Here is a 19,541-nt window from a genome sequence, read left to right on the forward strand (position 1 = left end):
CAGGTGGTTTTACCCTCCCCGGAAGGGATCATGATCCTGTAGGAGCGAGGCTTGCCCGCGAAGAGGCCGGCACATCCAGAATAAATGTTGGCAGTAAGAACGCTTTCGCGGGCAAGCCTCGCTCCTACAGGTCACGGTGGCGGTCTGCCAATCGGGCAATGACCTTCCCCGTCCCGGGGCCTATAATGCCGGGCTTTCGTTCCCCCTCTTCGGCACTTCGGAGCCCGCATGACCCAGGATCAACTCAAACAGGCAGTAGCCCAGGCCGCCGTCGACTTCATCCTCCCGAAACTCGACGACAAGAGCATCGTCGGGGTCGGCACCGGCTCCACCGCCAACTGCTTCATCGACGCACTGGCGCAACACAAAGGCGCCTTCGACGGCGCAGTCGCCAGTTCCGAAGCCACCGCCGCACGCCTCAAGGGCCACGGTATTCCGGTGTATGAGCTGAATACCGTCAGCGACCTGGAGTTCTACGTCGACGGCGCCGACGAAAGCGACGAGCACCTGAACCTGATCAAGGGCGGCGGCGCAGCCCTGACCCGCGAGAAGATCGTTGCGGCCGTGGCCAAGACCTTCATCTGCATCGCCGATGGCAGCAAACTGGTGCCGGTGCTCGGCGCGTTCCCGCTGCCGGTCGAAGTGATCCCGATGGCCCGCAGCCACGTGGCCCGCGAGCTGGTGAAGCTCGGCGGCGACCCGGTTTACCGTGAAGGCGTGTTGACTGACAACGGCAACATCATTCTGGATGTGTTCAACATGCAGATCACCAACCCGGTCGAGCTGGAGACGCAGATCAATGCGATCGTCGGCGTGGTGACCAACGGCTTGTTCGCGGCGCGTCCTGCGGATCTGCTGTTGCTGGGCACCAGCGAAGGCGTGAAGACCCTGCGCGCGCAGTAAGCCAGACGCAAAACCCTGTAGGAGCCAGCTTGCTGGCGATAGCGGCGTAACAGTCAACATAGATGTTGAATGTCACGGCCTTATCGCCGGCAAGCCGGCTCCTACAGGGGTTGTGTTTATGTTTTAGGGTTGTGGCGGTTTCTTGAAGACGTAGAACAGGTTCGGCTCGCTCACCAGGTACATCGTGCCGTCGTCATCCATGGCGATCCCTTCCGCTTGCGGCACCGTCTTCTGCAACCCCTGACGCCCCTTGTTCAGTGACATGGTGCTCAGCGGACGCCCGTCCACATCCAGTTCCAGAATCAGTCGCGACTCGTCGGACAGCGCCAACAGGTGACCGCTGCGCTCGTCGTATTGCAGGCTCGACAGGTCTCGCACAAACATCCCGGCATCGCGCTTGGGGTTGTTGACCACGTGCACCGCATAGGATTTTTCCGGGTTGTAATGCGGAAAGCCCTGCACTTCATAGATCAGCATCGGGTCGCGCTCCTTGGCGACAAACAGCCGCTTGCCCACCGAATCGTAGGCCAGGCCTTCAAAACCCTTGTTGCTGCTCATGTGCACGCCGAGGGTTATCTGCTCGGCATCCGCCGCATCGAGGAACGTCGTGTCCTTCTCCAGATGAATCTTGATCAGCCGCTGCTGACGCTCGTCGGTGATGACGTAAGTGTCGGCACTGATGAATTCCACCGCTTCCGGATCACCGAAGCCGACCAGCGCGATGCGCTGAAGGATCTGGCCTTCCAGCGACAGCTCGATCAGCTCGGAGTTTTTATTGGTGACGGTGAACAGGCTTTTGCGGACCGGATCGAAGGTCAGCGCTGACACATCGTCGTCCAGGCCTTCGATGACCCGACCCTCAATGACAACCTGATAGTGATCCAGTCCGATCGACTGGGCGCTTTCTGCCTGCCAAAGCGTATGCAGATTGAACCAGGCCCGCTCGAACAGCCGCAGGTGTTGGCCGAACGCAACCAGCACGGTCAGCGCGATCACCGAGAGAATCAGGATCAGGGGTTTGGGGCGGGCAAGTCGGCGCATTCAGGCAAGCTCGGAATCAGGACGGGCGGATGAAATACCACGGCAGTCTGAATTGAAGCTTAAAGGCCGTTGGGTTGACCCTACAACTGAGCGTCGCGTTTCCTACACATTCGCGGACCAAGGTCGCGAATCAAGATCGAGAACCAAGGTCGCGAATCAGCGCTGCTTTTCGAATCGGTAGAACAGGTTCGGCTCGCTCACCATGTACAGCGTGCCCGCCTCGTCCATGGTCACGCCTTCGGCGCGGGGAATAGTCTTCTTCAGGCCATTGAAACCACCCAGCAAGGTCATGAAACTGACCTGCTCGCCCTTCTCGTCCAGCTCCAGCAGCAAGTGCGAGTCGGCGGACAACACCAGCGTATGGCCGGTGCGCGGGTCGATGGCCAAGGCCGACAGATTGCGAATGTCCAGCGCGTCACTGGCCAGCTTCTGCTTGTCGCCGGTGAGTGTCAGGCCGTCGGCGCTTTTCCAGGTGAACAGCGCCGGTGGACGCTCCTCACCCAGCAGCATGTGTTGATTGCGCGCATCCCAGACAACCGCTTCGAACGCTTTGTTCTGGTCTTTCGACGGACCGAGGTCGTACTTGGGGAAGTTGGCGATGTTCAGCTCGCGGGTATCGGCGCCGACCTTGACGATGCTCAGCAAATGCTCACGCTCATCGACAATGGCCAGCAGACCGTTGCCCATGACCGTCACGCCTTCCGGGTTGCTCCAGCCCACCAAGGGCATTTTGCGCAGCACTTCACCCTGCAGGTCCAGTTCGACCAGGAACGGGTTTTTACCCATCACCGAGAACAGGGTTTTGGTTTGCGGGTTGTAGGCCAGGTCGGACGCTTCGTCCTTTTCCATCCCCGGCAGTAGCTTGGCATCGATCACCGCCCGGTAATCCGGGAGCCAGATACTTTCCTGGCGTTCGGCCGGGCTTTCGAAACGCTCCAGCACCCAGAGCACCCCGCGGTCATCCCAATGCATGGCAAAGGCAAGGCCATACGCGGCGGCCGCGACCAGCAAAAGCCAGGCATACCAACGCATGAAAAAGCGCGGGCGACGGGCAGTTTTAAGCGTGGGCAGCGATTGGATGGCCATCAGGGGATGCGTTCCAGAAATTCAGGCTAAGGGTAATAGCACAATTGGGACCGGCTCAGACGCCAGAAGCCCGGGAATTATCCAGACAAGATGTGAAAAAAACGGGAAATGGCGGGATTGCCCTTTACGGGCAACTAAATCCCCCCTGTAGGAGCCGGCTTGCCGGCGATGGCGGTGGAACATTCAGCATAAATGTTGAATGTGACGGCCTCATCGCCGGCAAGCCGGCTCCTACAGGGGGGTTGTGTCAGCGGACGCTGCTGGTGAAGCTGCTCGCGCCTGGCAGTTCCAGAACGATTTCGTCACCCACATTCAGCGGGCCGACACCGACCGGCGTGCCAGTCAGGATCACGTCGCCAGCCTGCAGCGAAAAGCAGCCGGCCATGTGCTGGATCATTGGCACGATCGGGTTGAGCATCGCGCTGCTGTTGCCGTCCTGGCGCACTTCGCCGTTGATGGTCAGGCGGATGCCGATGTCGGTCAGGTCGGCAAAGGTGCTGCCGGACACGAACGGGGCAATCACTGCCGCACCGTCGAAGGACTTGGCGATTTCCCACGGCAGGCCTTTGGACTTCAGCTCTGCCTGCTTGTCACGCAGGGTCAGGTCCAGCGCTGGAGCGAAACCGGAAATAGCATCAAGGACTTCTTCACGGCTTGGCTTGGTCGACAAAGGCTTGCCGATCAACACCGCGATTTCGGCCTCGTAGTGCACTGAACCGCGCTCGGTCGGGATGCTGAAACCGCCTTCCAGCGGCACGACGCAGCTGCCTGGCTTGATGAACAGCAGGGGCTCCGTTGGCACCGGGTTGTCCAGTTCCTTGGCGTGTTCGGCGTAGTTGCGGCCGATGCAAACCACTTTGCCCAATGGGAAGTGGATGCGTGTACCGTCGACATACTGGTGCTGATAGCTCATTGACCGACTCCTGGTTCGTAGCGCTTAAGTTCGAAAATCAAACAGCGAAAATCTTGCCCGGGTTCATGATGCCGTTCGGATCGAACACCGCTTTGACCGCTTTCATGTACTCGATCTCAACCGGGGAGCGGCTGTAGGTCAAGTAGTCACGCTTGGTCATGCCCACGCCGTGTTCGGCGGAAATCGAGCCGTTGTACTTCTCTACGGTTTCGAACACCCACTTGTTCACGGTCGCGCACTTGGCGAAGAACTCGTCCTTGCTCAGGTCATCCGGCTTGAGGATGTTCAAGTGCAGGTTGCCGTCACCGATGTGGCCGAACCAGACGATTTCGAAGTCCGGATAGTGTTCGCCGACGATCGCATCGATTTCCTTCAGGAACGCCGGGACTTTCGACACAGTGACCGAAATGTCGTTCTTGTACGGCGTCCAGTGGGAGATGGTTTCGGAAATGTATTCGCGCAGTTTCCAAAGGTTTTGCAGCTGGGTTTCGCTCTGGCTCATCACGCCATCCAGCACCCAGCCCTGCTCCACGCAATGCTCGAAGGTTTCCAGCGCATGGTTGGCCACTTCTTCAGTGGTCGCTTCGAATTCCAGCAGCGCGTAGAACGGGCAGTCGGTTTCAAACGGCGCCGGCACGTCACCGCGCCCCATGACCTTGGCCAGGGCTTTGTCGGAGAAGAATTCGAACGCGGTCAGGTCAAGTTTGCTCTGGAACGCGTGCAATACCGGCATGATCGAGTCGAAATCGGCAGTGCCAAGCACCATCGCGGTGAGGTTTTTTGGCGCCCGGTCCAGGCGCATGGTCGCTTCGACCACAAACCCGAGGGTGCCTTCAGCGCCGATGAACAGCTGACGCATGTCGTAGCCGGTGGCGTTCTTGATCAGGTCGCGGTTCAGTTCCAGCACGTCACCCTTGCCGGTGACCACTTTCATGCCGGCGACCCAGTTACGGGTCATGCCGTAGCGAATTACCTTGATCCCGCCGGCATTGGTGCCGATATTGCCGCCAATCTGACTCGATCCTGCGGAAGCGAAGTCCACCGGGTAGTACAGGCCTTTTTCTTCGGCGACGTTCTGCAAATGCTCGGTCACGACGCCCGGCTGGCACACGGCGGTGCGGTCGGTGAGGTTCACGTCGAGGATCTGGTTCATGTAGTCGAAGGACACGACCACTTCGCCATTGGCGGCCACCGCAGCGGCAGAAAGCCCGGTGCGCCCGCCGGACGGCACCAGCGCCACCTTGTGTTTATTGGCCCACAAAACGATGGCCTGGACCTGTTCGGTGGTCTTCGGGAACACGATGGCGGTCGGGGCCGGGGCGAAATGCTTGGTCCAATCCTTGCCGTAAGCGTTCAGGGAGTCGGCATCGGTCAGTACCTTGCCAGGCTCGACCAGGGTCTTCAGTTCATCAATCAGGGCAGGATTGGTCATCGACAGAACTCTCGAACAATTCATGGTCATCCTGAGAACGCTTCACGTCGCAGGAATGAGTGTTTGCGGGGCGCTTATGCTAGCATACCGACCCCGCAGGATAGTGCCCAACGGCTGTTCTGCGGCGACGGCTGTCGTGCCGTCGGGGTCAGCGTCTGTTGACCATTTCCTGCCATTTTTCTCCGGGATACAGGTTTACGCAGATGAGCAAGACTTCTCTCGATAAGAGCAAGATCAAGTTCCTTCTTCTCGAAGGCGTCCACCAATCGGCTGTCGACGTTCTCAAGTCGGCGGGCTACACCAGCATCGAGTACCTCACGGGTTCTCTGCCGGAAGCCCAGCTGAAGGAAAAGATCGCTGATGCTCACTTCATCGGCATTCGCTCCCGCACTCAACTGACCGAAGAGATCTTCGATCACGCGAAGAAGCTCGTCGCTGTAGGTTGTTTCTGCATCGGCACCAACCAGGTTGACCTGAACGCTGCCCGCGAACGCGGCATCGCAGTGTTCAACGCTCCGTACTCCAACACTCGCTCCGTTGCCGAGCTGGTGCTGGCCGAAGCGATCCTGTTGCTGCGCGGCATCCCTGAGAAGAACGCTTCCTGCCACCGTGGCGGCTGGATCAAAAGCGCGGCCAACTCCTTCGAAATCCGTGGCAAGAAGCTCGGCATCGTCGGTTATGGCTCGATCGGTACGCAACTGTCGGTCCTGGCTGAAGGCCTGGGCATGCAGGTTTACTTCTACGACACCGTGACCAAGCTGCCTCTGGGTAACGCGACCCAGGTCGGCAACCTGCACGAGCTGCTGGGCATGTCCGACATCGTGACCCTGCACGTTCCGGAAACCGCTGCGACCCAGTGGATGATCGGCGAGCAGGAAATCCGCGCCATCAAGAAGGGCGGCATCCTGATCAACGCCGCTCGCGGCACCGTAGTCGAACTGCAAGCCCTGGCGGACGCGATCAAGGACAAGCACCTGATCGGCGCGGCCATCGACGTATTCCCGGTGGAGCCACGCTCCAACGACGAAGAGTTCGAAAGCCCGCTGCGTGGCCTGGACAACGTGATCCTGACCCCGCACATCGGTGGTTCCACCGCTGAAGCGCAAGCCAACATCGGTCTGGAAGTGGCCGAGAAACTGGTCAAGTACAGCGACAACGGTACCTCGGTATCGTCCGTGAACTTCCCGGAAGTGGCCCTGCCGGCTCACCCTGGCAAGCACCGTCTGCTGCACATCCACGAGAACATTCCGGGTGTGATGAGCGAGATCAACAAGGTCTTCGCCGAAAACGGCATCAACATCTCCGGTCAGTTCCTGCAGACCAACGAGAAAGTCGGCTACGTGGTGATCGACGTAGACGCCGAGTACTCGGACCTGGCGCAACAGAAGCTGCAACACGTCAACGGCACCATCCGTAGCCGTGTGTTGTTCTGATAGCGACTTGAGCGACAAAAAAGGAGACCTTCGGGTCTCCTTTTTCTTGGGCGCGACTAACGTTACTTAACGTTGACGGTGATTTTCTCGGAGAGGATCGGCGGATCGAACGGCATGTGGTTGCTATCGCCAAGTTCGAGTTGCAAGGTGTGCTTGCCGGGCGTCAGCGTTACTTCAGCCTGAGTCTGCGCGTTGCCGAAATGCTGGTGGTTGGCATCTTTGGGGATCGGCGCACCGGCGGCTGGCAACTCATCGACATCAATCAACAAGTGGTGATGACCGGTGTTCTTGGTGGGATCACCCGCCGGGGCCAGCGCAATGTTCTCGACAGCGAACTTGACGACGACAGTCTGCGGGACCGTCGCACCGTCTTCAGGAGAAACGATGGACACTTCAGCACCCTTGGGTGCCGGCGTAGCCGCACTGGCCAGCACCGAAACACCCATCAGCAGGCCAGCCAGCGCAGCACGTGACATAAAGGTTTTCATTCTCTTCTCCAGTTTTTTCGTAAAATCCATGTGACCATGACAACTTCATGGCCATTCGTTGTCGAAGGCACTCGACAACCATAGCAAAGCGAGCCTGAACCAGCGCATCGCGATAAATGTATTCAAAGGAGTGACCATGCGCTTTTTGCCTGGCCTGATCTGCCTGCTACCCCTTTTGAGCCCTTTGGCTCATGCCGAACTGATTGACGATGTAAACGACCGCGGTGAATTGCGAATTGCCCTTGAGGCTAATACACCACCTTTCAATTTCAAGGACGATGGCCAACTCTCGGGCTTCGAAGTCGAACTGGGCCAACTGCTGGCCAATGAACTGGATGTAAGGGCCGACTTCGTCGTCACCGATTCCAGCGATCTGTTGACCGGCGTTGAAAGCGGCAAGTACGACATCGCCATCAATCACATAACAGAGACTCCGGCGCTCAAGGATCGTTTCGACTTCAGCGAACCTTACATTCACACCGATGCGCATTTGATCGCGCAGAAAGAAGAGCCGCGTTCAATCCTGTTGGTGCAGTCGCTGACGCAAGAAAAGCCGAAAGCCGCCCCGGCCGAGAACCTGGCCATTCCGTTTCAGAAAGGGAACCCGGCGTTTCATGCCAGCCTGGAGAACGCGTTGCAGCGGATAAAGGCGGATGGGCGACTGGAGGCACTGGAGAAGAAATGGTTTGGGGCGGATGCCGCCGAGATACCGAAACCCTAAGGCCACGGACAATCACCGCAATCCCTTGTAGGAGCCGGCTTGCCGGCGATGAGGCCGTAACATTCAAAACCTATATTGACTGTTACACCGCTATCGCCGGCAAGCCGGCTCCTACAGGGATTTGCGTTTAGAGTTGCAGTGCAGCGGCGGCTTCAGCCAGTTCCAGTTCGCTGAAGACCTGCACGCCATGGCGCTTGAGCAACGCCGCCGTCACGCCTTCGCCGCTGACCTTCACGCCGCTGAACGTGCCGTCATAGGTCAACAGGTTGCCGCACGACGGGCTGTTGGCCTTGAGCACGGCGATGCGGATGTTGTGTTTCTGTACCAGCTCCAGCGCCTGGTAAGCACCGCTCAGAAACTGCGCGCTGACATCCTCGCCCTCGGTGGTAATCACCGCCGCCTGCCCCGCCAGCACGTCACCGCCCTGTCCGCCCGGAATCTCCGCCGCCGCCCGTGGCGTCGGCAAGCCACCGGCAACTTCCGGACACAACGGCACGACGCGACCTTCGTCGACCCACTGTTGAAGCTGATCGAACGGCCCGCTGGCACCGCCGTCGTAACGCACGCGGTGGCCGAGCAGGCAGCGACTTACCAGAATTTTCTGCATGATCAGAACGGCTCGTTGCCACGACGCCGGAACCAGCCGGTCAACGACAGGCGATCGCGGGTCGCGGGCAGGACTTCGTGGGGCACTTCGCCCGACAGGAACACCACCAGGCATCCGCCGGTAGGCACCACATCGTATTCGACGCCTTCCTTGAGGTACATGCGCAACTGACCGCCGTGCTCCGGCAACCAGGCGTCGTTGAGGTAGACCACCGCCGAGACCATGCGCCGATCATCGTCGCGAAAGCGGTCGACATGCTTGAGGTAGAAAGCGCCGGGCGGGTACATCGCGAAATGGCTTTCAAAGTCTTCGAGGCCCAGATACAACCCGCGATTCAATGCCTCGCGCAGGCTGTCCATCAACTGCAGATAGCTGTCGCAAGCCAGGGCCTGACCCGGCTCGATCCACTGGATTCGGTCGCCGCGAATTCCCTCGCGAATCTCCGATGTCGGCCCGCGGCCCACGGCGGCCGGGGCCAATTCACCCTCGGCGGCACGTTTACGGCACTCAGCCGCCAGTTCTTGGGTCAGACCCAAAGGCAGGAAAATGTTCTGCTGCGACCAGCCGCGCTCGGCCAGGTCGTCGACGATACGTAACAGCAGCGGGTGATCAGAGGGTATTCGCATGGCGCGCATAGTATTCCTGTGCCGGAAAATCCGACAGAGCCGCGCGGCGGCTTGATACGAATTCTCGACAAGTCCCTATGCCACACGGAGAATAGTCGCCTGCTGACAGGAGTCCCTATGCGCCGTTTGCTTTTCTCACTGATGATGTTCTGCGTTTTGCCCGCTTGGGCAGACGGCCACGACCAGTTGTACAAGGTCGCCGGCTGGCCAGAACAACGCGCGCATTTCAGTGATGCCCTTTCAGCCGCTCAGCAGCGTTACCAGAACAGCCTGCCGCCCGCCGTGTTTCAGGCGCTGGTGAACAACAGCAATCAGCGTTTTGCCCCGCAGGCCGTGGACCAGCGCGCCGAAGCGCAATTGCGCAAAACCCTGGCCGATCCTAAACCTGCACTGGCTTTTTTCCAGTCGCCGCTGGGCAAGAAGATCGTCGCCGCCGAGTTGCTGGCGACCCGTCGCGATCAACTGGCGAAGAACGCCAAAGGCCTGCCGAAGATTCAGGCCAGCGACAGCCGCACGCTGATCATCGGTCACCTCGCCCAGGCCTTGCCCGCACGGGAGGCCGGTGCGGAAGTCAGCCTGGCGATTGCCGGCGTCGCGGCTGACAGCCTGAGTTCGATGATCCCCGGCCTGCTCGGTGGCGGTCAGGCGCAGGGGCTGTTGAACGGTCAGCGTCAGCGCTTGATGGACCAGATCGGCAGCGACCTCAACAACACGTTGCTGTATGTCTATCGCGATCTGTCGGATGACGAGCTGGAAGAGTTCGCCACGTTTGCCGAGTCGGCGGAAGGCAAGGCGTATTACCAGGCGGCGTTGGCAGCGATTCGGGCGGGGTTGGCGGTGGGGCAAACCCCTTCGAATTTGACCCAATGATTTCCAGCGCCGGTTAGATCGCCATCGCCGGCAAGCCGGCTCCTACAATTGACCGTGTTCTTCCGGACAACTCGATCCACTGTAGGAGCCGGCTTGCCGGCGATGAGGGCTTAACTGTCGCTAAAGACTCCGGCCCTTGATCCGCTTCGTCAAAAACCCGAAATACTCCCCGCGCAACGCCACCGTCTCATTCGCCAAATGATGCCGCGCCTCAGGCAACATCAACACCTGAGGTCGATCGAACTTGGCTTTCAAAACCTCAAGATTGTGCTGCCAATCCACCGTCATGTCCGCCTGCCCCTGCACGATCAGCGGCCGCCGAGTGCTGTCCGGCGCGGCTTCGATGCGTTTGATCCAGCGCGCCAGCGCCCCAACCCAGGCCGTCGGCAAGCGCAGCGGTTGCAGCGGGTCGGCTTGCAGGAACGGCAGGAAATCCGGGTCGTTGGAGTTCTCGCTGAAACGTCGGGCGATGGCTTTGACGAACGGCTTGAGCAGGTAATAACTGAGCTGCGACCAGCCCCAGGCGCGCGGCCTTACCAGCGGCGATAACAGGATCACCTGGCCCTGGGCCGGGCTGCCCGCCCCTTCGTTAAGCACATGGTCGATCACGATGGCGCCACCGGTGCTTTGACCGCACAGGTGCCACGGCTGCGGCAGATCGAGGGATTTCGCCTCGGCGAACAGCCCTTGCAGCGTGTCCTGATACTCGGCGAAATCGTTGATGCTCGCACGCTCGCCGCTGGACAGGCCATGCCCCGGCAAGTCGCAGGCAATCACCGCGAAATCCTGATTCAGCGCCCACTCGATCACGTGCCGGTAGAGCCCGGTGTGATCGTAGAAACCGTGGAACACAAACAGCGTCGCCTTCGCCCGCTCCGGCCACCACACCTGGCCGACCACGTCATAAGCGTCCACTTCAAAACGACCCAGGCCCCTGCGCAACTGACGCCCCGGAAAATCCAGCCCGTAGAACCGCTGGTACGCCTGCGCCTCCTCGGACAGTGGCTGCCACTCGGCCAGGGGCCGCAGGCTGGCACGCAAATGATCGGGGGCGAAAGTGGCGGACATGGGCGATTCCAGAGCACGAAGCGGACTTTATAAGCCTGCGATATTCATCTGTCGCGGCAAGCATGGCAAGCTGGGCGACCTTCGAGGATCGACACCCATGCGTTTGCCCTACCGCACCCCACTGCTTGCCTGCCTGCTCGCCCTCGTGTGCGCCGGTGTTTTATGGGCGGCGTACGACTGGTTTCAAGGACGCTACCTGCGAGCGTTCAGCGAACACACGGCGGTGTTTTCCGGTGACCCGTTGCACCTGCCCGACAACCTCGCCGGCCCCGGCGCCATTCGCCTGGTGCACTTCTGGGACCCGGCCTGTCCGTGCAACGTCGGCAATCAACAACACCTGAGCGAACTGGTCGAGCAGTATGTGCCACAGGGCGTCGAGTTTTATGCGGTACAAAAACCCGGCAGCCACGGCCAGTTGCCGAGCACGCTGAGCAGCCTGAAAACCATCACCGTCCTCCCTGGCTCCGAACAGATCCCGGCCAGCCCGGCGGTGGCGATCTGGGACCGCAGCGGCAAACTGGCCTACTTCGGCCCTTACAGCGAAGGCCTGACCTGTAATTCGAGCAACAGCTTCATTGAGCCGATCCTACAAGCGTTAAACGCTGGCCGCACCGTCAATGCCACGCACACGCTGGCCGTCGGGTGTTACTGCCCGTGGCCCGCCGACACAAAGCAGTAAGACCGCGCAGACGCGAATCCCTCCTAAGGGCGATGGGCCGATTCGGCAAGCCGTGTTAAACAGTGGCGCCAGGGAACTGCTGCCACTAATAACAACAAGGAGTCACCATGAAACGTAGCCTGACCGTTCTCGCACTGCTGATAGTCGCGCTCGCCGCAGGTGCCGGCGGGTACATCTACAGCAAGCAACCGACGCGCCAGGGCATGGTCGAGCTGCAACACTTGCAAGGCTCCGTCACCGTCCGTTACGACGAACGCGGCATCCCGCACATCCGCGCCGAAAACGAAACAGACCTGTACCGCGCCCTCGGCTATGTGCACGCCCAGGACCGGCTGTTTCAGATGGAAGTATTGCGCCGCCTGGCCCGTGGTGAACTGGCCGAAGTGCTGGGCCCCAAACTGCTCGACACCGACAAGCTGATGCGCAGCCTGCGCATTCGCGAACGCGCCGAAACCTACCTGGCGAACATGGATAAGCAGTCGCCGGCCTTCATCGCCATGCAAGCCTATCTGGACGGCATCAACCAGTATCAGGACAGCCATGCAAAACCTGCGGAGTTCGATGTACTGGGCATTCCAAAACGCCCGTTCACCGCGCAGGACACCATCAGCATCGCCGGTTACATGGCCTACAGTTTTGCCGCGGCGTTTCGCACCGAACCCTTGCTGACCTACGTGCGCGATCAACTGGGTGCCGAGTACCTGAACGTTTTCGATCTCGACTGGCAGTCCAAAGGCGTGCTCGCGAACAACCACAGCAGCACCCCGCCGTCTCTCGCCAGCGCCGACTGGAAAGACCTCAACGCCCTCGCCCGCCTGAGCGAGCAGGCGCTGGCCGACAACGGTTTACCGCAGTTCGAGGGCAGCAACGCCTGGGTCGTCGGTGGCAATCGGACCAAAAGCGGCAAGCCGTTGCTGGCCGGTGATCCGCACATTCGCTTCTCTGCGCCGTCGGTGTGGTACGAAGCGCAGCTCTCGGCGCCGGGCTTCGAGCTCTACGGTCACTATCAGGCGTTGATGCCGTTCGCCTCGCTGGGGATGAACCGTGACTTCGGCTGGAGCATCACCATGTTCCAGAACGACGACCTCGACCTGATCGCCGAGAAGGTCAACCCGGACAACGCCAACCAGGTCTGGTATCGCGGCAAGTGGGTGGACATGGTCACCAGCGAACAGCAGATCGCGGTCAAGGGGCAGCCGCCAGTGAAGTTGCTGCTGCGTCAGTCGCCACACGGGCCGATCGTCAACGATGCGCTGGGCAACAGCGTCGGCAAAACGCCCATCGCCATGTGGTGGGGTTTTCTCGAAAGCCAGAACCCGATCCTCGAAGGTTTCTACCAGCTCAACCGTGCCGACACCCTGGCCAAGGCGCGCAGTGCCGCCGCCAAGGTCCAGGCGCCGGGGCTGAACATCGTCTGGGCCAACGCCAAGGGCGACATCGGCTGGTGGGCGGCGGCGCAACTGCCTAAGCGTCCGGCGGGTGTACGGCCGTGGTTCATCCTCGACGGCAGCAGCGCCGAAGCGGACAAGGACGGCTTCTACCCGTTCAGCGCCAACCCGCAGGAAGAGAACCCGGCGCGGGGCTACATTGTTTCGGCCAACTTCCAGCCCGTGTCGCCGACCGGCATGGAGATCCCTGGTTACTACAACCTCGCCGATCGTGGACAGCAGCTCAATCGCCAGCTCAGCGACAAGGCCGTGAAGTGGGATCTGGAGGCCAGCCAGAAGCTGCAACTGGGCACCACCACCGCCTACGGCCCGCGTTTGCTCGCGCCGTTGTTACCGGTGCTGCGTGAGGTGGTGAGCGATCCCGCCGAACTGAAACTGGTGGAACAACTGGCCCAGTGGACAGGCGACTACCCGCTGGATTCCACCAGCGCCACGCTGTTCAACCAGTTCCTGTTCAACCTCGCTGACGCGACGATGCACGATGAGCTGGGCAACGACTTCTTCGAGACGCTGCTCTCGACCCGGGTGATCGACGCTGCGCTGCCGCGCCTGGCGGCGAACGCCGACTCGCCGTGGTGGGACAACCGCAACACCCTCGGCAAGGAAACCCGCGCCGACACGGTCAAGGTGGCGTGGCAAGCGAGCCTCGCGCACCTCAAGAGCACGCTGGGTGCGGATTTCACGCAATGGCAGTGGGGCAAGGCGCATACGCTGACCCATGGTCATCCACTGGGGCAACAGAAGCCGCTGGACCGGATTTTCAATGTCGGGCCGTTCGCGGCACCGGGCACTCACGAGGTGCCGAACAACCTATCGGCCAAGATCGGCCCGGCGCCATGGCCGGTGACTTATGGGCCATCGACCCGACGCCTGATCGACTTCGCCGACCCGGCGCACAGCCTGACCGTCAACCCGGTGGGCCAGAGTGGCGTGCCGTTTGACCGGCATTTTGATGATCAGGCCGAGGCGTATGTCGAAGGGGTGTACTTCCAGGCGCATCTCAATGATGAAGAGGTGACGGCGAATACGCGGAGTACGTTGAAGCTGTTGCCGGCGCGCAGTGCTCAGTAGATTTGTATTGGCTGGACTGGCCTCATCGCCAGCAGGCTGGCTCCCACAGTGGTCCTGTGCACGCAGATCCATTGTGGGAGCTAGCCTGCTAGCGATGAGGCCCGCAAGAACAACGCATATTCATGCGTTCAAACCATCGCCGCAAAATTCAACCTGAACTGCTGCGGCGTTACCCCCAACCGGCGATTGAAAACACTGCGCATATGCTGCGCATCGCGAAACCCGCACTGATACGCCACCGTCTTCAACGGCGCGACGGTGCTTTCGAGCATCACCCGCGCTGCATCCACCCTCGCTCGTTCGACGAATTCCGCCGGGGTGACCTTCGCTTCTTTGGCAAACACCCTGGAAAAGTTGCGGGCGCTCATGTTGGCGGCGTTGGCCAGGTCAGCAATGGTCAGATCGCCGGTCAGGTTGGCCAGCACATAATGCTGAACCATCGCCACCGCCGACGTCGGCTCGGCGTGGGGCGTGAGGAATGGACTGAACTGCGATTGCCCGCCCGAGCGCTGCGTGAACACCACCAGCCGCTTGGCCACGCTGAGCGCCACTTCCGGCCCATGATCCCGGGCCAACAAGTACAACGACAGATCGATCCCCGCCGTGACCCCGGCCGAGGTATAGAGCTCGCCGTCCTGCACGTACAAGCGATCAGCCTCGACCTGCGTCGAAGGGCACAACGCCGCGAGCGCAGCGGCATCGCCCCAATGAGTCGTCACCGTCCGCCCTTCGAGCAAGCCTGCCCGGGCGAGCATGAATGCACCGTTGCAGATCGAGCCGAACCGTTGCGCCAGCGCGCTGGCATCGCGCAGCCAGGCATCGAAGGCCGCGCCGAAATCCATGAACGGCAACTGCGGCCCACCGGCCACCAGCAACAAGTCGTACGCCCCCAGCGCCTCGCTGAAATGCCGATGGGCATTGAGGGATAAACCGTTGGAGCACGGCATCACACCGCGCTCGACGCCGATCACCTCCAGTTGATAGTGATCCTGCGGAGCGAGGAAACGATTGGCCTCGGAAAACACATCCATGGGGCCGGTGACGTCCAGGGACTGCACGCCAGCGAACACCACGATGGCAACGGTTTTACTCATGGCAGGATTCGCCCTCAATGGCTCTGGATATACGCAACCTTTGTAGGAGCCAGCTTGCTGGCGATTGCGATTTAACATTCAACAATTTCGCTGACAGATACACCGCGATCGCCAGCAAGCTGGCTCCTACAAGGTGCGCGCAGGACCTCAACCGTAGCCAATCCGCGCTCAACAAGCGAGGTTGGCGCGATTTGCATGCTCATTGGCAAGGATCGCAGCCATGGATCGATTGTCCGGTTTTGGGGCCGGGAACAGACTTGTTCCATCAGCGCCGCCACGGCGTACCCCACGAGGACAGCACCATGAGCAGCACCATCGCCGGCATCAAAATCCCCGACAGCGCTTTGGCCCGGGCCACCACGGAATACATTCGCGACGTCGAATCCGACCTGCTTTATCACCACTCGCGCCGGGTGTTTCTGTTCGGCGCTTTGAGCGGTGAACGCAAGCAACTGGCCTACAACCCGGAGCTGTTATACGTCGGCGCGATGTTCCATGACCTGGGTCTGGTGGAAGGTCATCGCAGCGACGATGAACGCTTCGAAGTCGATAGCGCCAACGCCGCCAAAGCGTTTCTCAAGCCTTATGGCCTGAGCGATGACGACATTGAGCAGGTGTGGTTGTCGATTGCCCTGCACACCACGCCGAACGTAGTGCATCACCTGCGCCCCAACGTGGCATTGGTGACGGCGGGCGTTGAAATGGATGTGTTGGGGATCGACTACGCGGCGTTTCCCACGGCGCAGCGTGAGGCGGTGGTGCACGCGCATCCACGGGGCGAGGGGTTCAAGGAGTGCATCCTGTGTGCGTTCGCCAACGGCTTCAAGCACAAGCCGGATACCACGTTCGGTACGGTGAACGCGGATGTGCTGGTGGACAGCGAGCCAGGGTTCAAGCCGATGAACTTCGTCGAGATCATCCGCAAATCCCCCTGGATTTCCTGAAACCTTGTAGGAGCCAGCTTGCTGGCGATGGTGTGTCAGTCGACATCAATGTGGCTGACATACCATCGCCAGCAAGCTGGCTCCTACAGTAGATCGGGGTTGGCCACGCGATTGTGGCCAACACTCAGGCGGCTTCCGGCGCCTGCTGTGCGCGACGCACGTCCGGTTGCTTCCACGAATCGGCAGCGCTTTCTTCGATGGCCTGCTGAATCGCACGCTTGCGGCTTTCTTCGGCACGGCGGCTGAAGAACCAGACCAGGAAGGTCATCAACGACACCGCCAGCAGAATCAGGCTGGCCACGGCGTTGATCTCAGGCTTCACGCCCAGACGCACTGCCGAGAACACTTCCATCGGCAAGGTCGTCGACCCCGGCCCCGACACGAAGCTGGCCAACACCAGGTCATCCAGCGACAGCGCGAACGACATCATGCCGCCCGCCCCCAGGGATGGCGCGATCATCGGGATGGTGATCAGGAAGAACACCTTCCACGGCTTCGCCCCGAGATCCATGGCGGCCTCTTCGATGGACAGGTCCAGCTCACGCAAGCGCGCCGACACCACCACCGCCACATACGCCGCACAGAACGTGGTGTGGGCGATCCAGATGGTGACGATGCCTCGCTCTTGCGGCCAGCCGATCATCTGCGCCATGGCCACGAACAGCAGCAACAGCGACAGACCGGTGATCACTTCGGGCATCACCAGCGGCGCGGTGACCAGGCCACCGAACAACGTACGACCCTTAAAGCGGGTAATGCGGGTCAGGACGAATGCGGCCAACGTGCCCAGCGCCACAGCGGCAATCGCCGTGTAGCAGGCGATTTCCAGCGAACGCACCACCGAGCCCATCAGTTGGGTGTTGTCCATCAGGCCGACGTACCACTTGATCGACCAGCCGCCCCACACTGTCACCAGTTTCGAGGCGTTGAACGAGTAGATCACCAGGATCAGCATCGGCGCGTAGATAAACAGCAAACCCGCGATCAGCATGAAACTCGAGAAACGGAAGCGCTTCATTCTTTACCCTCCATTTCCTTGGCCTGACTGCGGTTGAACAGGATGATCGGCACAATCAGGATCAACAGCATCACCACCGCCAGGGCAGACGCCACCGGCCAGTCACGGTTGTTGAAGAACTCTTGCCAGAGCACTTTACCGATCATCAAGGTTTCCGGACCGCCCAGCAGTTCCGGGATCACGAACTCGCCCACCACTGGAATGAACACCAGCATGCAACCGGCGACGATGCCGTTCTTGGACAGCGGAATGGTGATCTTCCAGAAGCTGTTGAACGTACTCGAACCGAGGTCGGACGCCGCTTCCAGCAGGCTGTTGTCGTGCTTCACCAGGTTGGCGTAGAGCGGCAGGATCATGAACGGCAGGTACGAATAAACCACGCCGATGTACACCGCCAGGTTGGTATTGAGGATCTGCAGCGGTTCGTCGATCCAGCCCATGCTCATCAGGAAACCGTTGAGCAGACCGTTGTTGCTGAGGATGCCCATCCACGCGTAAACGCGGATCAGGATCGCGGTCCAGGTCGGCATCATGATCAACAGCACCAGCACCGTTTGCAGCTCTTTGCGGGCACTGGCGATGGCGTAGGCCATCGGATAACCGATCAGCAGGCAGAGGATGGTGCTGATCAGCGCCATCTTCAACGAACCGAGGTAAGCGGCGATGTACAACTCATCGTCGCCGAGCATCGCGTAGTTGCCGAGGTTGAGCAGCACCTGCAGCTTCTGGTCTACGAAGTTGTAGATCTCGGTGTACGGCGGAATGGCCACGTCGGCTTCAGCAAAGCTGATCTTCAACACGATGAAGAACGGCAGCATGAAGAACATGAACAGCCAGAGGAACGGAACCCCGATGACCAGCTGACGGCCACCGGGAATTATTCGATTGAGGCGGCGTTTGAATTTGCGCATGTTCATGAGCGGAGTACCACGCCGCTGTCGTCTTCCCACCACACGTAAACCTGGTCACCCCAGGTTGGGCGCTGACCACGGCGTTCGGCGTTGGCGACGAACGACTGGACGATCTTGCCGCTCGGCAGCTCGACGTAGAACACCGAGTGACCGCCGAGGTAGGCGATGTCGTGCACTTTGCCGCTGGACCAGTTGTATTCGCAGGTCGGCATGTCCGGCGTCACCAGCAGTTTTTCCGGACGGATCGCGTAGGTCACGGATTTGTCCTGCACCGAGGTGCTGATGCCGTGGCCCACGTAGATCTGGCGATCCAGGTCTTTGCAGGTGATGGTCGCATGGCCTTCGGCGTCGTCGATCACTTCACCGTCGAAGATGTTGACGTTGCCGATGAACTCGCAGACCAGGCGGCTGGTCGGGGTTTCGTAGATGTCGATCGGGCTGCCGATCTGGGCGATCCAGCCCAGGTGCATGATCGCGATGCGCTCGGCCATGGTCATGGCCTCTTCCTGGTCGTGGGTCACCATGACGCAGGTTACGCCGACGCGCTCGATGATCTCGACCAGCTCAAGCTGCATCTGCGAGCGCAGTTTCTTGTCCAGCGCACCCATCGGTTCGTCGAGCAGCAGCAGCTTCGGTCGCTTGGCCAGCGAACGCGCCAGGGCAACACGCTGACGCTGACCACCGGAGAGTTGATGCGGCTTGCGCTTGGCGTACTGGGTCATCTGAACCAGCTTGAGCATGTCGGCCACGCGGGCATCGATTTCAGCCGCAGGCAGTTTGTCCTGCTTGAGGCCGAAGGCGATGTTCTGCGCCACGGTCATGTGCGGGAACAGGGCGTACGACTGGAACATCATGTTGATCGGCCGCTCGTAGGGCGGCATGTCGGTGATGTCTACGCCATCGAGGAAAATGCGCCCCTCCGTGGGCCGTTCGAAGCCTGCGAGCATGCGCAGCAACGTGGACTTGCCCGATCCCGAACCGCCGAGCAGGGCGAAAATCTCGCCTTTCTTGATTTCCAGGGACACATCGTCCACGGCAATCGTCTCGTCGAACTTCTTCGTGACCCGGTCGATTTTGACCAGCACCTGTTTAGGTGACTGGTCGCCCTCGAGGGCTTTCTTATAGGCGCCGGAGGCAACTGCCATTTACGAAACTCCCAAAAAAAAGAGTGCAGTTCGCTCAAGGTGA

The 19,541-nt window shown here is 60.4% G+C and carries 19 protein-coding genes; 7 read left to right on the forward strand and 12 right to left on the reverse strand.

Going from position 1 to position 19,541, the window contains the following annotated elements; genetic code table 11:
- Positions 1-228 precede the first annotated feature (228 nt).
- Positions 229-903, forward strand: a complete 675-nt coding sequence (rpiA, locus tag J4E42_RS07010; protein ID WP_008026076.1) for a ribose-5-phosphate isomerase RpiA — start codon at positions 229-231, stop codon at positions 901-903.
- A gap of 123 nt (positions 904-1,026) precedes the next feature.
- Here rpiA and J4E42_RS07015 read toward each other — a convergent pair whose 3' ends face one another.
- The 4 genes from J4E42_RS07015 to J4E42_RS07030 all read right to left on the reverse strand — a co-directional run bounded on the left by J4E42_RS07015 (position 1,027) and on the right by J4E42_RS07030 (position 5,375).
- The gene (locus J4E42_RS07015) at positions 1,027-1,944 is read right to left on the reverse strand and encodes an SdiA-regulated domain-containing protein (RefSeq protein ID WP_207284896.1); all 918 of its coding nucleotides are present in this window, start codon (positions 1,942-1,944) and stop codon (positions 1,027-1,029) included.
- A gap of 156 nt (positions 1,945-2,100) precedes the next feature.
- Positions 2,101-3,030, reverse strand: coding sequence for an SdiA-regulated domain-containing protein (locus J4E42_RS07020; protein WP_207284897.1), 930 nt, complete (start codon positions 3,028-3,030; stop codon positions 2,101-2,103).
- Positions 3,031-3,277: 247 nt separating this feature from the next.
- Positions 3,278-3,943 (reverse strand): fumarylacetoacetate hydrolase family protein, encoded by a 666-nt coding sequence (locus J4E42_RS07025; RefSeq protein WP_008026071.1) that lies wholly within the window; start codon positions 3,941-3,943, stop codon positions 3,278-3,280.
- 37 nt (positions 3,944-3,980) lie between these two features.
- On the reverse strand, positions 3,981-5,375 hold the full coding sequence (locus J4E42_RS07030; protein WP_032828611.1) for an FAD-binding oxidoreductase: 1,395 nt from the start codon (positions 5,373-5,375) through the stop codon (positions 3,981-3,983).
- Positions 5,376-5,578: 203 nt separating this feature from the next.
- On the opposite strand from J4E42_RS07030, the gene serA reads away from it, so the two are divergent.
- On the forward strand, positions 5,579-6,808 hold the full coding sequence (gene serA / locus J4E42_RS07035; RefSeq protein WP_008040764.1) for a phosphoglycerate dehydrogenase: 1,230 nt from the start codon (positions 5,579-5,581) through the stop codon (positions 6,806-6,808).
- A gap of 62 nt (positions 6,809-6,870) precedes the next feature.
- On the opposite strand, the gene J4E42_RS07040 is transcribed toward serA, so the two are convergent.
- A complete protein-coding gene (locus J4E42_RS07040; protein ID WP_008026064.1) occupies positions 6,871-7,296 on the reverse strand; it encodes a DUF4399 domain-containing protein in 426 nt (141 codons plus the stop codon).
- A gap of 136 nt (positions 7,297-7,432) precedes the next feature.
- On the opposite strand from J4E42_RS07040, the gene J4E42_RS07045 reads away from it, so the two are divergent.
- On the forward strand, positions 7,433-8,017 hold the full coding sequence (locus J4E42_RS07045; RefSeq protein WP_008040763.1) for a transporter substrate-binding domain-containing protein: 585 nt from the start codon (positions 7,433-7,435) through the stop codon (positions 8,015-8,017).
- A gap of 127 nt (positions 8,018-8,144) precedes the next feature.
- Here the strand turns inward: J4E42_RS07045 and J4E42_RS07050 are convergent, their stop codons facing one another.
- Together J4E42_RS07050 and J4E42_RS07055 are read right to left on the reverse strand one after the other, a co-directional pair.
- Positions 8,145-8,624 carry a DUF523 domain-containing protein gene (locus J4E42_RS07050; RefSeq protein ID WP_207284898.1) on the reverse strand — a complete coding sequence of 160 codons (480 nt, stop codon included), beginning with the start codon at positions 8,622-8,624 and terminating at the stop codon, positions 8,145-8,147.
- Between the two features lie 2 nt (positions 8,625-8,626).
- Positions 8,627-9,259, reverse strand: coding sequence for a 2OG-Fe(II) oxygenase (locus tag J4E42_RS07055; RefSeq protein WP_207284899.1), 633 nt, complete (start codon positions 9,257-9,259; stop codon positions 8,627-8,629).
- A gap of 108 nt (positions 9,260-9,367) precedes the next feature.
- On the opposite strand from J4E42_RS07055, the gene J4E42_RS07060 reads away from it, so the two are divergent.
- Entirely contained in the window at positions 9,368-10,120 is a 753-nt protein-coding gene (locus J4E42_RS07060; RefSeq protein WP_192416684.1) for a DUF2059 domain-containing protein, read from the forward strand.
- Positions 10,121-10,240: 120 nt separating this feature from the next.
- Here J4E42_RS07060 and J4E42_RS07065 read toward each other — a convergent pair whose 3' ends face one another.
- Positions 10,241-11,188: an alpha/beta hydrolase gene (locus J4E42_RS07065; protein WP_207284900.1), complete on the reverse strand. Its 948-nt coding sequence runs from the start codon at positions 11,186-11,188 to the stop codon at positions 10,241-10,243.
- 97 nt (positions 11,189-11,285) lie between these two features.
- Here J4E42_RS07065 and J4E42_RS07070 point away from each other — a divergent pair, with 97 nt between their 5' ends.
- A complete protein-coding gene (locus J4E42_RS07070; protein WP_008040759.1) occupies positions 11,286-11,867 on the forward strand; it encodes a DUF6436 domain-containing protein in 582 nt (193 codons plus the stop codon).
- Between the two features lie 107 nt (positions 11,868-11,974).
- Positions 11,975-14,386, forward strand: a complete 2,412-nt coding sequence (locus J4E42_RS07075) for a penicillin acylase family protein (RefSeq protein ID WP_207284901.1) — start codon at positions 11,975-11,977, stop codon at positions 14,384-14,386.
- A gap of 128 nt (positions 14,387-14,514) precedes the next feature.
- Here J4E42_RS07075 and J4E42_RS07080 read toward each other — a convergent pair whose 3' ends face one another.
- A complete protein-coding gene (locus tag J4E42_RS07080) occupies positions 14,515-15,480 on the reverse strand; it encodes a GlxA family transcriptional regulator (protein ID WP_008040757.1) in 966 nt (321 codons plus the stop codon).
- Positions 15,481-15,782: 302 nt separating this feature from the next.
- Here J4E42_RS07080 and J4E42_RS07085 point away from each other — a divergent pair, with 302 nt between their 5' ends.
- Entirely contained in the window at positions 15,783-16,424 is a 642-nt protein-coding gene (locus J4E42_RS07085) for an HD domain-containing protein (RefSeq protein ID WP_207284902.1), read from the forward strand.
- Positions 16,425-16,548: 124 nt separating this feature from the next.
- On the opposite strand, the gene J4E42_RS07090 is transcribed toward J4E42_RS07085, so the two are convergent.
- The 3 genes from J4E42_RS07090 to J4E42_RS07100 are packed head-to-tail and all read right to left on the reverse strand — an operon-like array spanning position 16,549 to position 19,498.
- Positions 16,549-17,442 carry an ABC transporter permease subunit gene (locus tag J4E42_RS07090; RefSeq protein WP_008026042.1) on the reverse strand — a complete coding sequence of 298 codons (894 nt, stop codon included), beginning with the start codon at positions 17,440-17,442 and terminating at the stop codon, positions 16,549-16,551.
- The gene (locus J4E42_RS07095) at positions 17,439-18,320 is read right to left on the reverse strand and encodes an ABC transporter permease subunit (RefSeq protein ID WP_177318183.1); all 882 of its coding nucleotides are present in this window, start codon (positions 18,318-18,320) and stop codon (positions 17,439-17,441) included. Before J4E42_RS07095 ends, J4E42_RS07090 begins: the two co-directional genes overlap by 4 nt.
- Before the next feature lie 35 nt (positions 18,321-18,355).
- Positions 18,356-19,498: an ABC transporter ATP-binding protein gene (locus J4E42_RS07100; protein ID WP_008026038.1), complete on the reverse strand. Its 1,143-nt coding sequence runs from the start codon at positions 19,496-19,498 to the stop codon at positions 18,356-18,358.
- Positions 19,499-19,541: the final 43 nt, after the last annotated feature.

The organism is Pseudomonas sp. FW300-N2A2 (genome assembly GCF_017351735.1).
Classification (GTDB): domain Bacteria; phylum Pseudomonadota; class Gammaproteobacteria; order Pseudomonadales; family Pseudomonadaceae; genus Aquipseudomonas; species Aquipseudomonas migulae.

Excerpts from the sequence above, each read along its gene's own strand:
- rpiA (WP_008026076.1), top strand. The coding sequence starts at position 229 with ATGACCCAGGATCAACTCAAACAGGCAGTAGCCCAGGCCGCCGTCGAC.
- J4E42_RS07015 (WP_207284896.1), bottom strand. The coding sequence starts at position 1,944 with ATGCGCCGACTTGCCCGCCCCAAACCCCTGATCCTGATTCTCTCGGTG.
- J4E42_RS07020 (WP_207284897.1), bottom strand. The coding sequence starts at position 3,030 with ATGGCCATCCAATCGCTGCCCACGCTTAAAACTGCCCGTCGCCCGCGC.
- J4E42_RS07025 (WP_008026071.1), bottom strand. The coding sequence starts at position 3,943 with ATGAGCTATCAGCACCAGTATGTCGACGGTACACGCATCCACTTCCCA.
- J4E42_RS07030 (WP_032828611.1), bottom strand. The coding sequence starts at position 5,375 with ATGACCAATCCTGCCCTGATTGATGAACTGAAGACCCTGGTCGAGCCT.
- serA (WP_008040764.1), top strand. The coding sequence starts at position 5,579 with ATGAGCAAGACTTCTCTCGATAAGAGCAAGATCAAGTTCCTTCTTCTC.
- J4E42_RS07040 (WP_008026064.1), bottom strand. The coding sequence starts at position 7,296 with ATGAAAACCTTTATGTCACGTGCTGCGCTGGCTGGCCTGCTGATGGGT.
- J4E42_RS07045 (WP_008040763.1), top strand. The coding sequence starts at position 7,433 with ATGCGCTTTTTGCCTGGCCTGATCTGCCTGCTACCCCTTTTGAGCCCT.
- J4E42_RS07050 (WP_207284898.1), bottom strand. The coding sequence starts at position 8,624 with ATGCAGAAAATTCTGGTAAGTCGCTGCCTGCTCGGCCACCGCGTGCGT.
- J4E42_RS07055 (WP_207284899.1), bottom strand. The coding sequence starts at position 9,259 with ATGCGCGCCATGCGAATACCCTCTGATCACCCGCTGCTGTTACGTATC.
- J4E42_RS07060 (WP_192416684.1), top strand. The coding sequence starts at position 9,368 with ATGCGCCGTTTGCTTTTCTCACTGATGATGTTCTGCGTTTTGCCCGCT.
- J4E42_RS07065 (WP_207284900.1), bottom strand. The coding sequence starts at position 11,188 with ATGTCCGCCACTTTCGCCCCCGATCATTTGCGTGCCAGCCTGCGGCCC.
- J4E42_RS07070 (WP_008040759.1), top strand. The coding sequence starts at position 11,286 with ATGCGTTTGCCCTACCGCACCCCACTGCTTGCCTGCCTGCTCGCCCTC.
- J4E42_RS07075 (WP_207284901.1), top strand. The coding sequence starts at position 11,975 with ATGAAACGTAGCCTGACCGTTCTCGCACTGCTGATAGTCGCGCTCGCC.
- J4E42_RS07080 (WP_008040757.1), bottom strand. The coding sequence starts at position 15,480 with ATGAGTAAAACCGTTGCCATCGTGGTGTTCGCTGGCGTGCAGTCCCTG.
- J4E42_RS07085 (WP_207284902.1), top strand. The coding sequence starts at position 15,783 with ATGAGCAGCACCATCGCCGGCATCAAAATCCCCGACAGCGCTTTGGCC.
- J4E42_RS07090 (WP_008026042.1), bottom strand. The coding sequence starts at position 17,442 with ATGAAGCGCTTCCGTTTCTCGAGTTTCATGCTGATCGCGGGTTTGCTG.
- J4E42_RS07100 (WP_008026038.1), bottom strand. The coding sequence starts at position 19,498 with ATGGCAGTTGCCTCCGGCGCCTATAAGAAAGCCCTCGAGGGCGACCAG.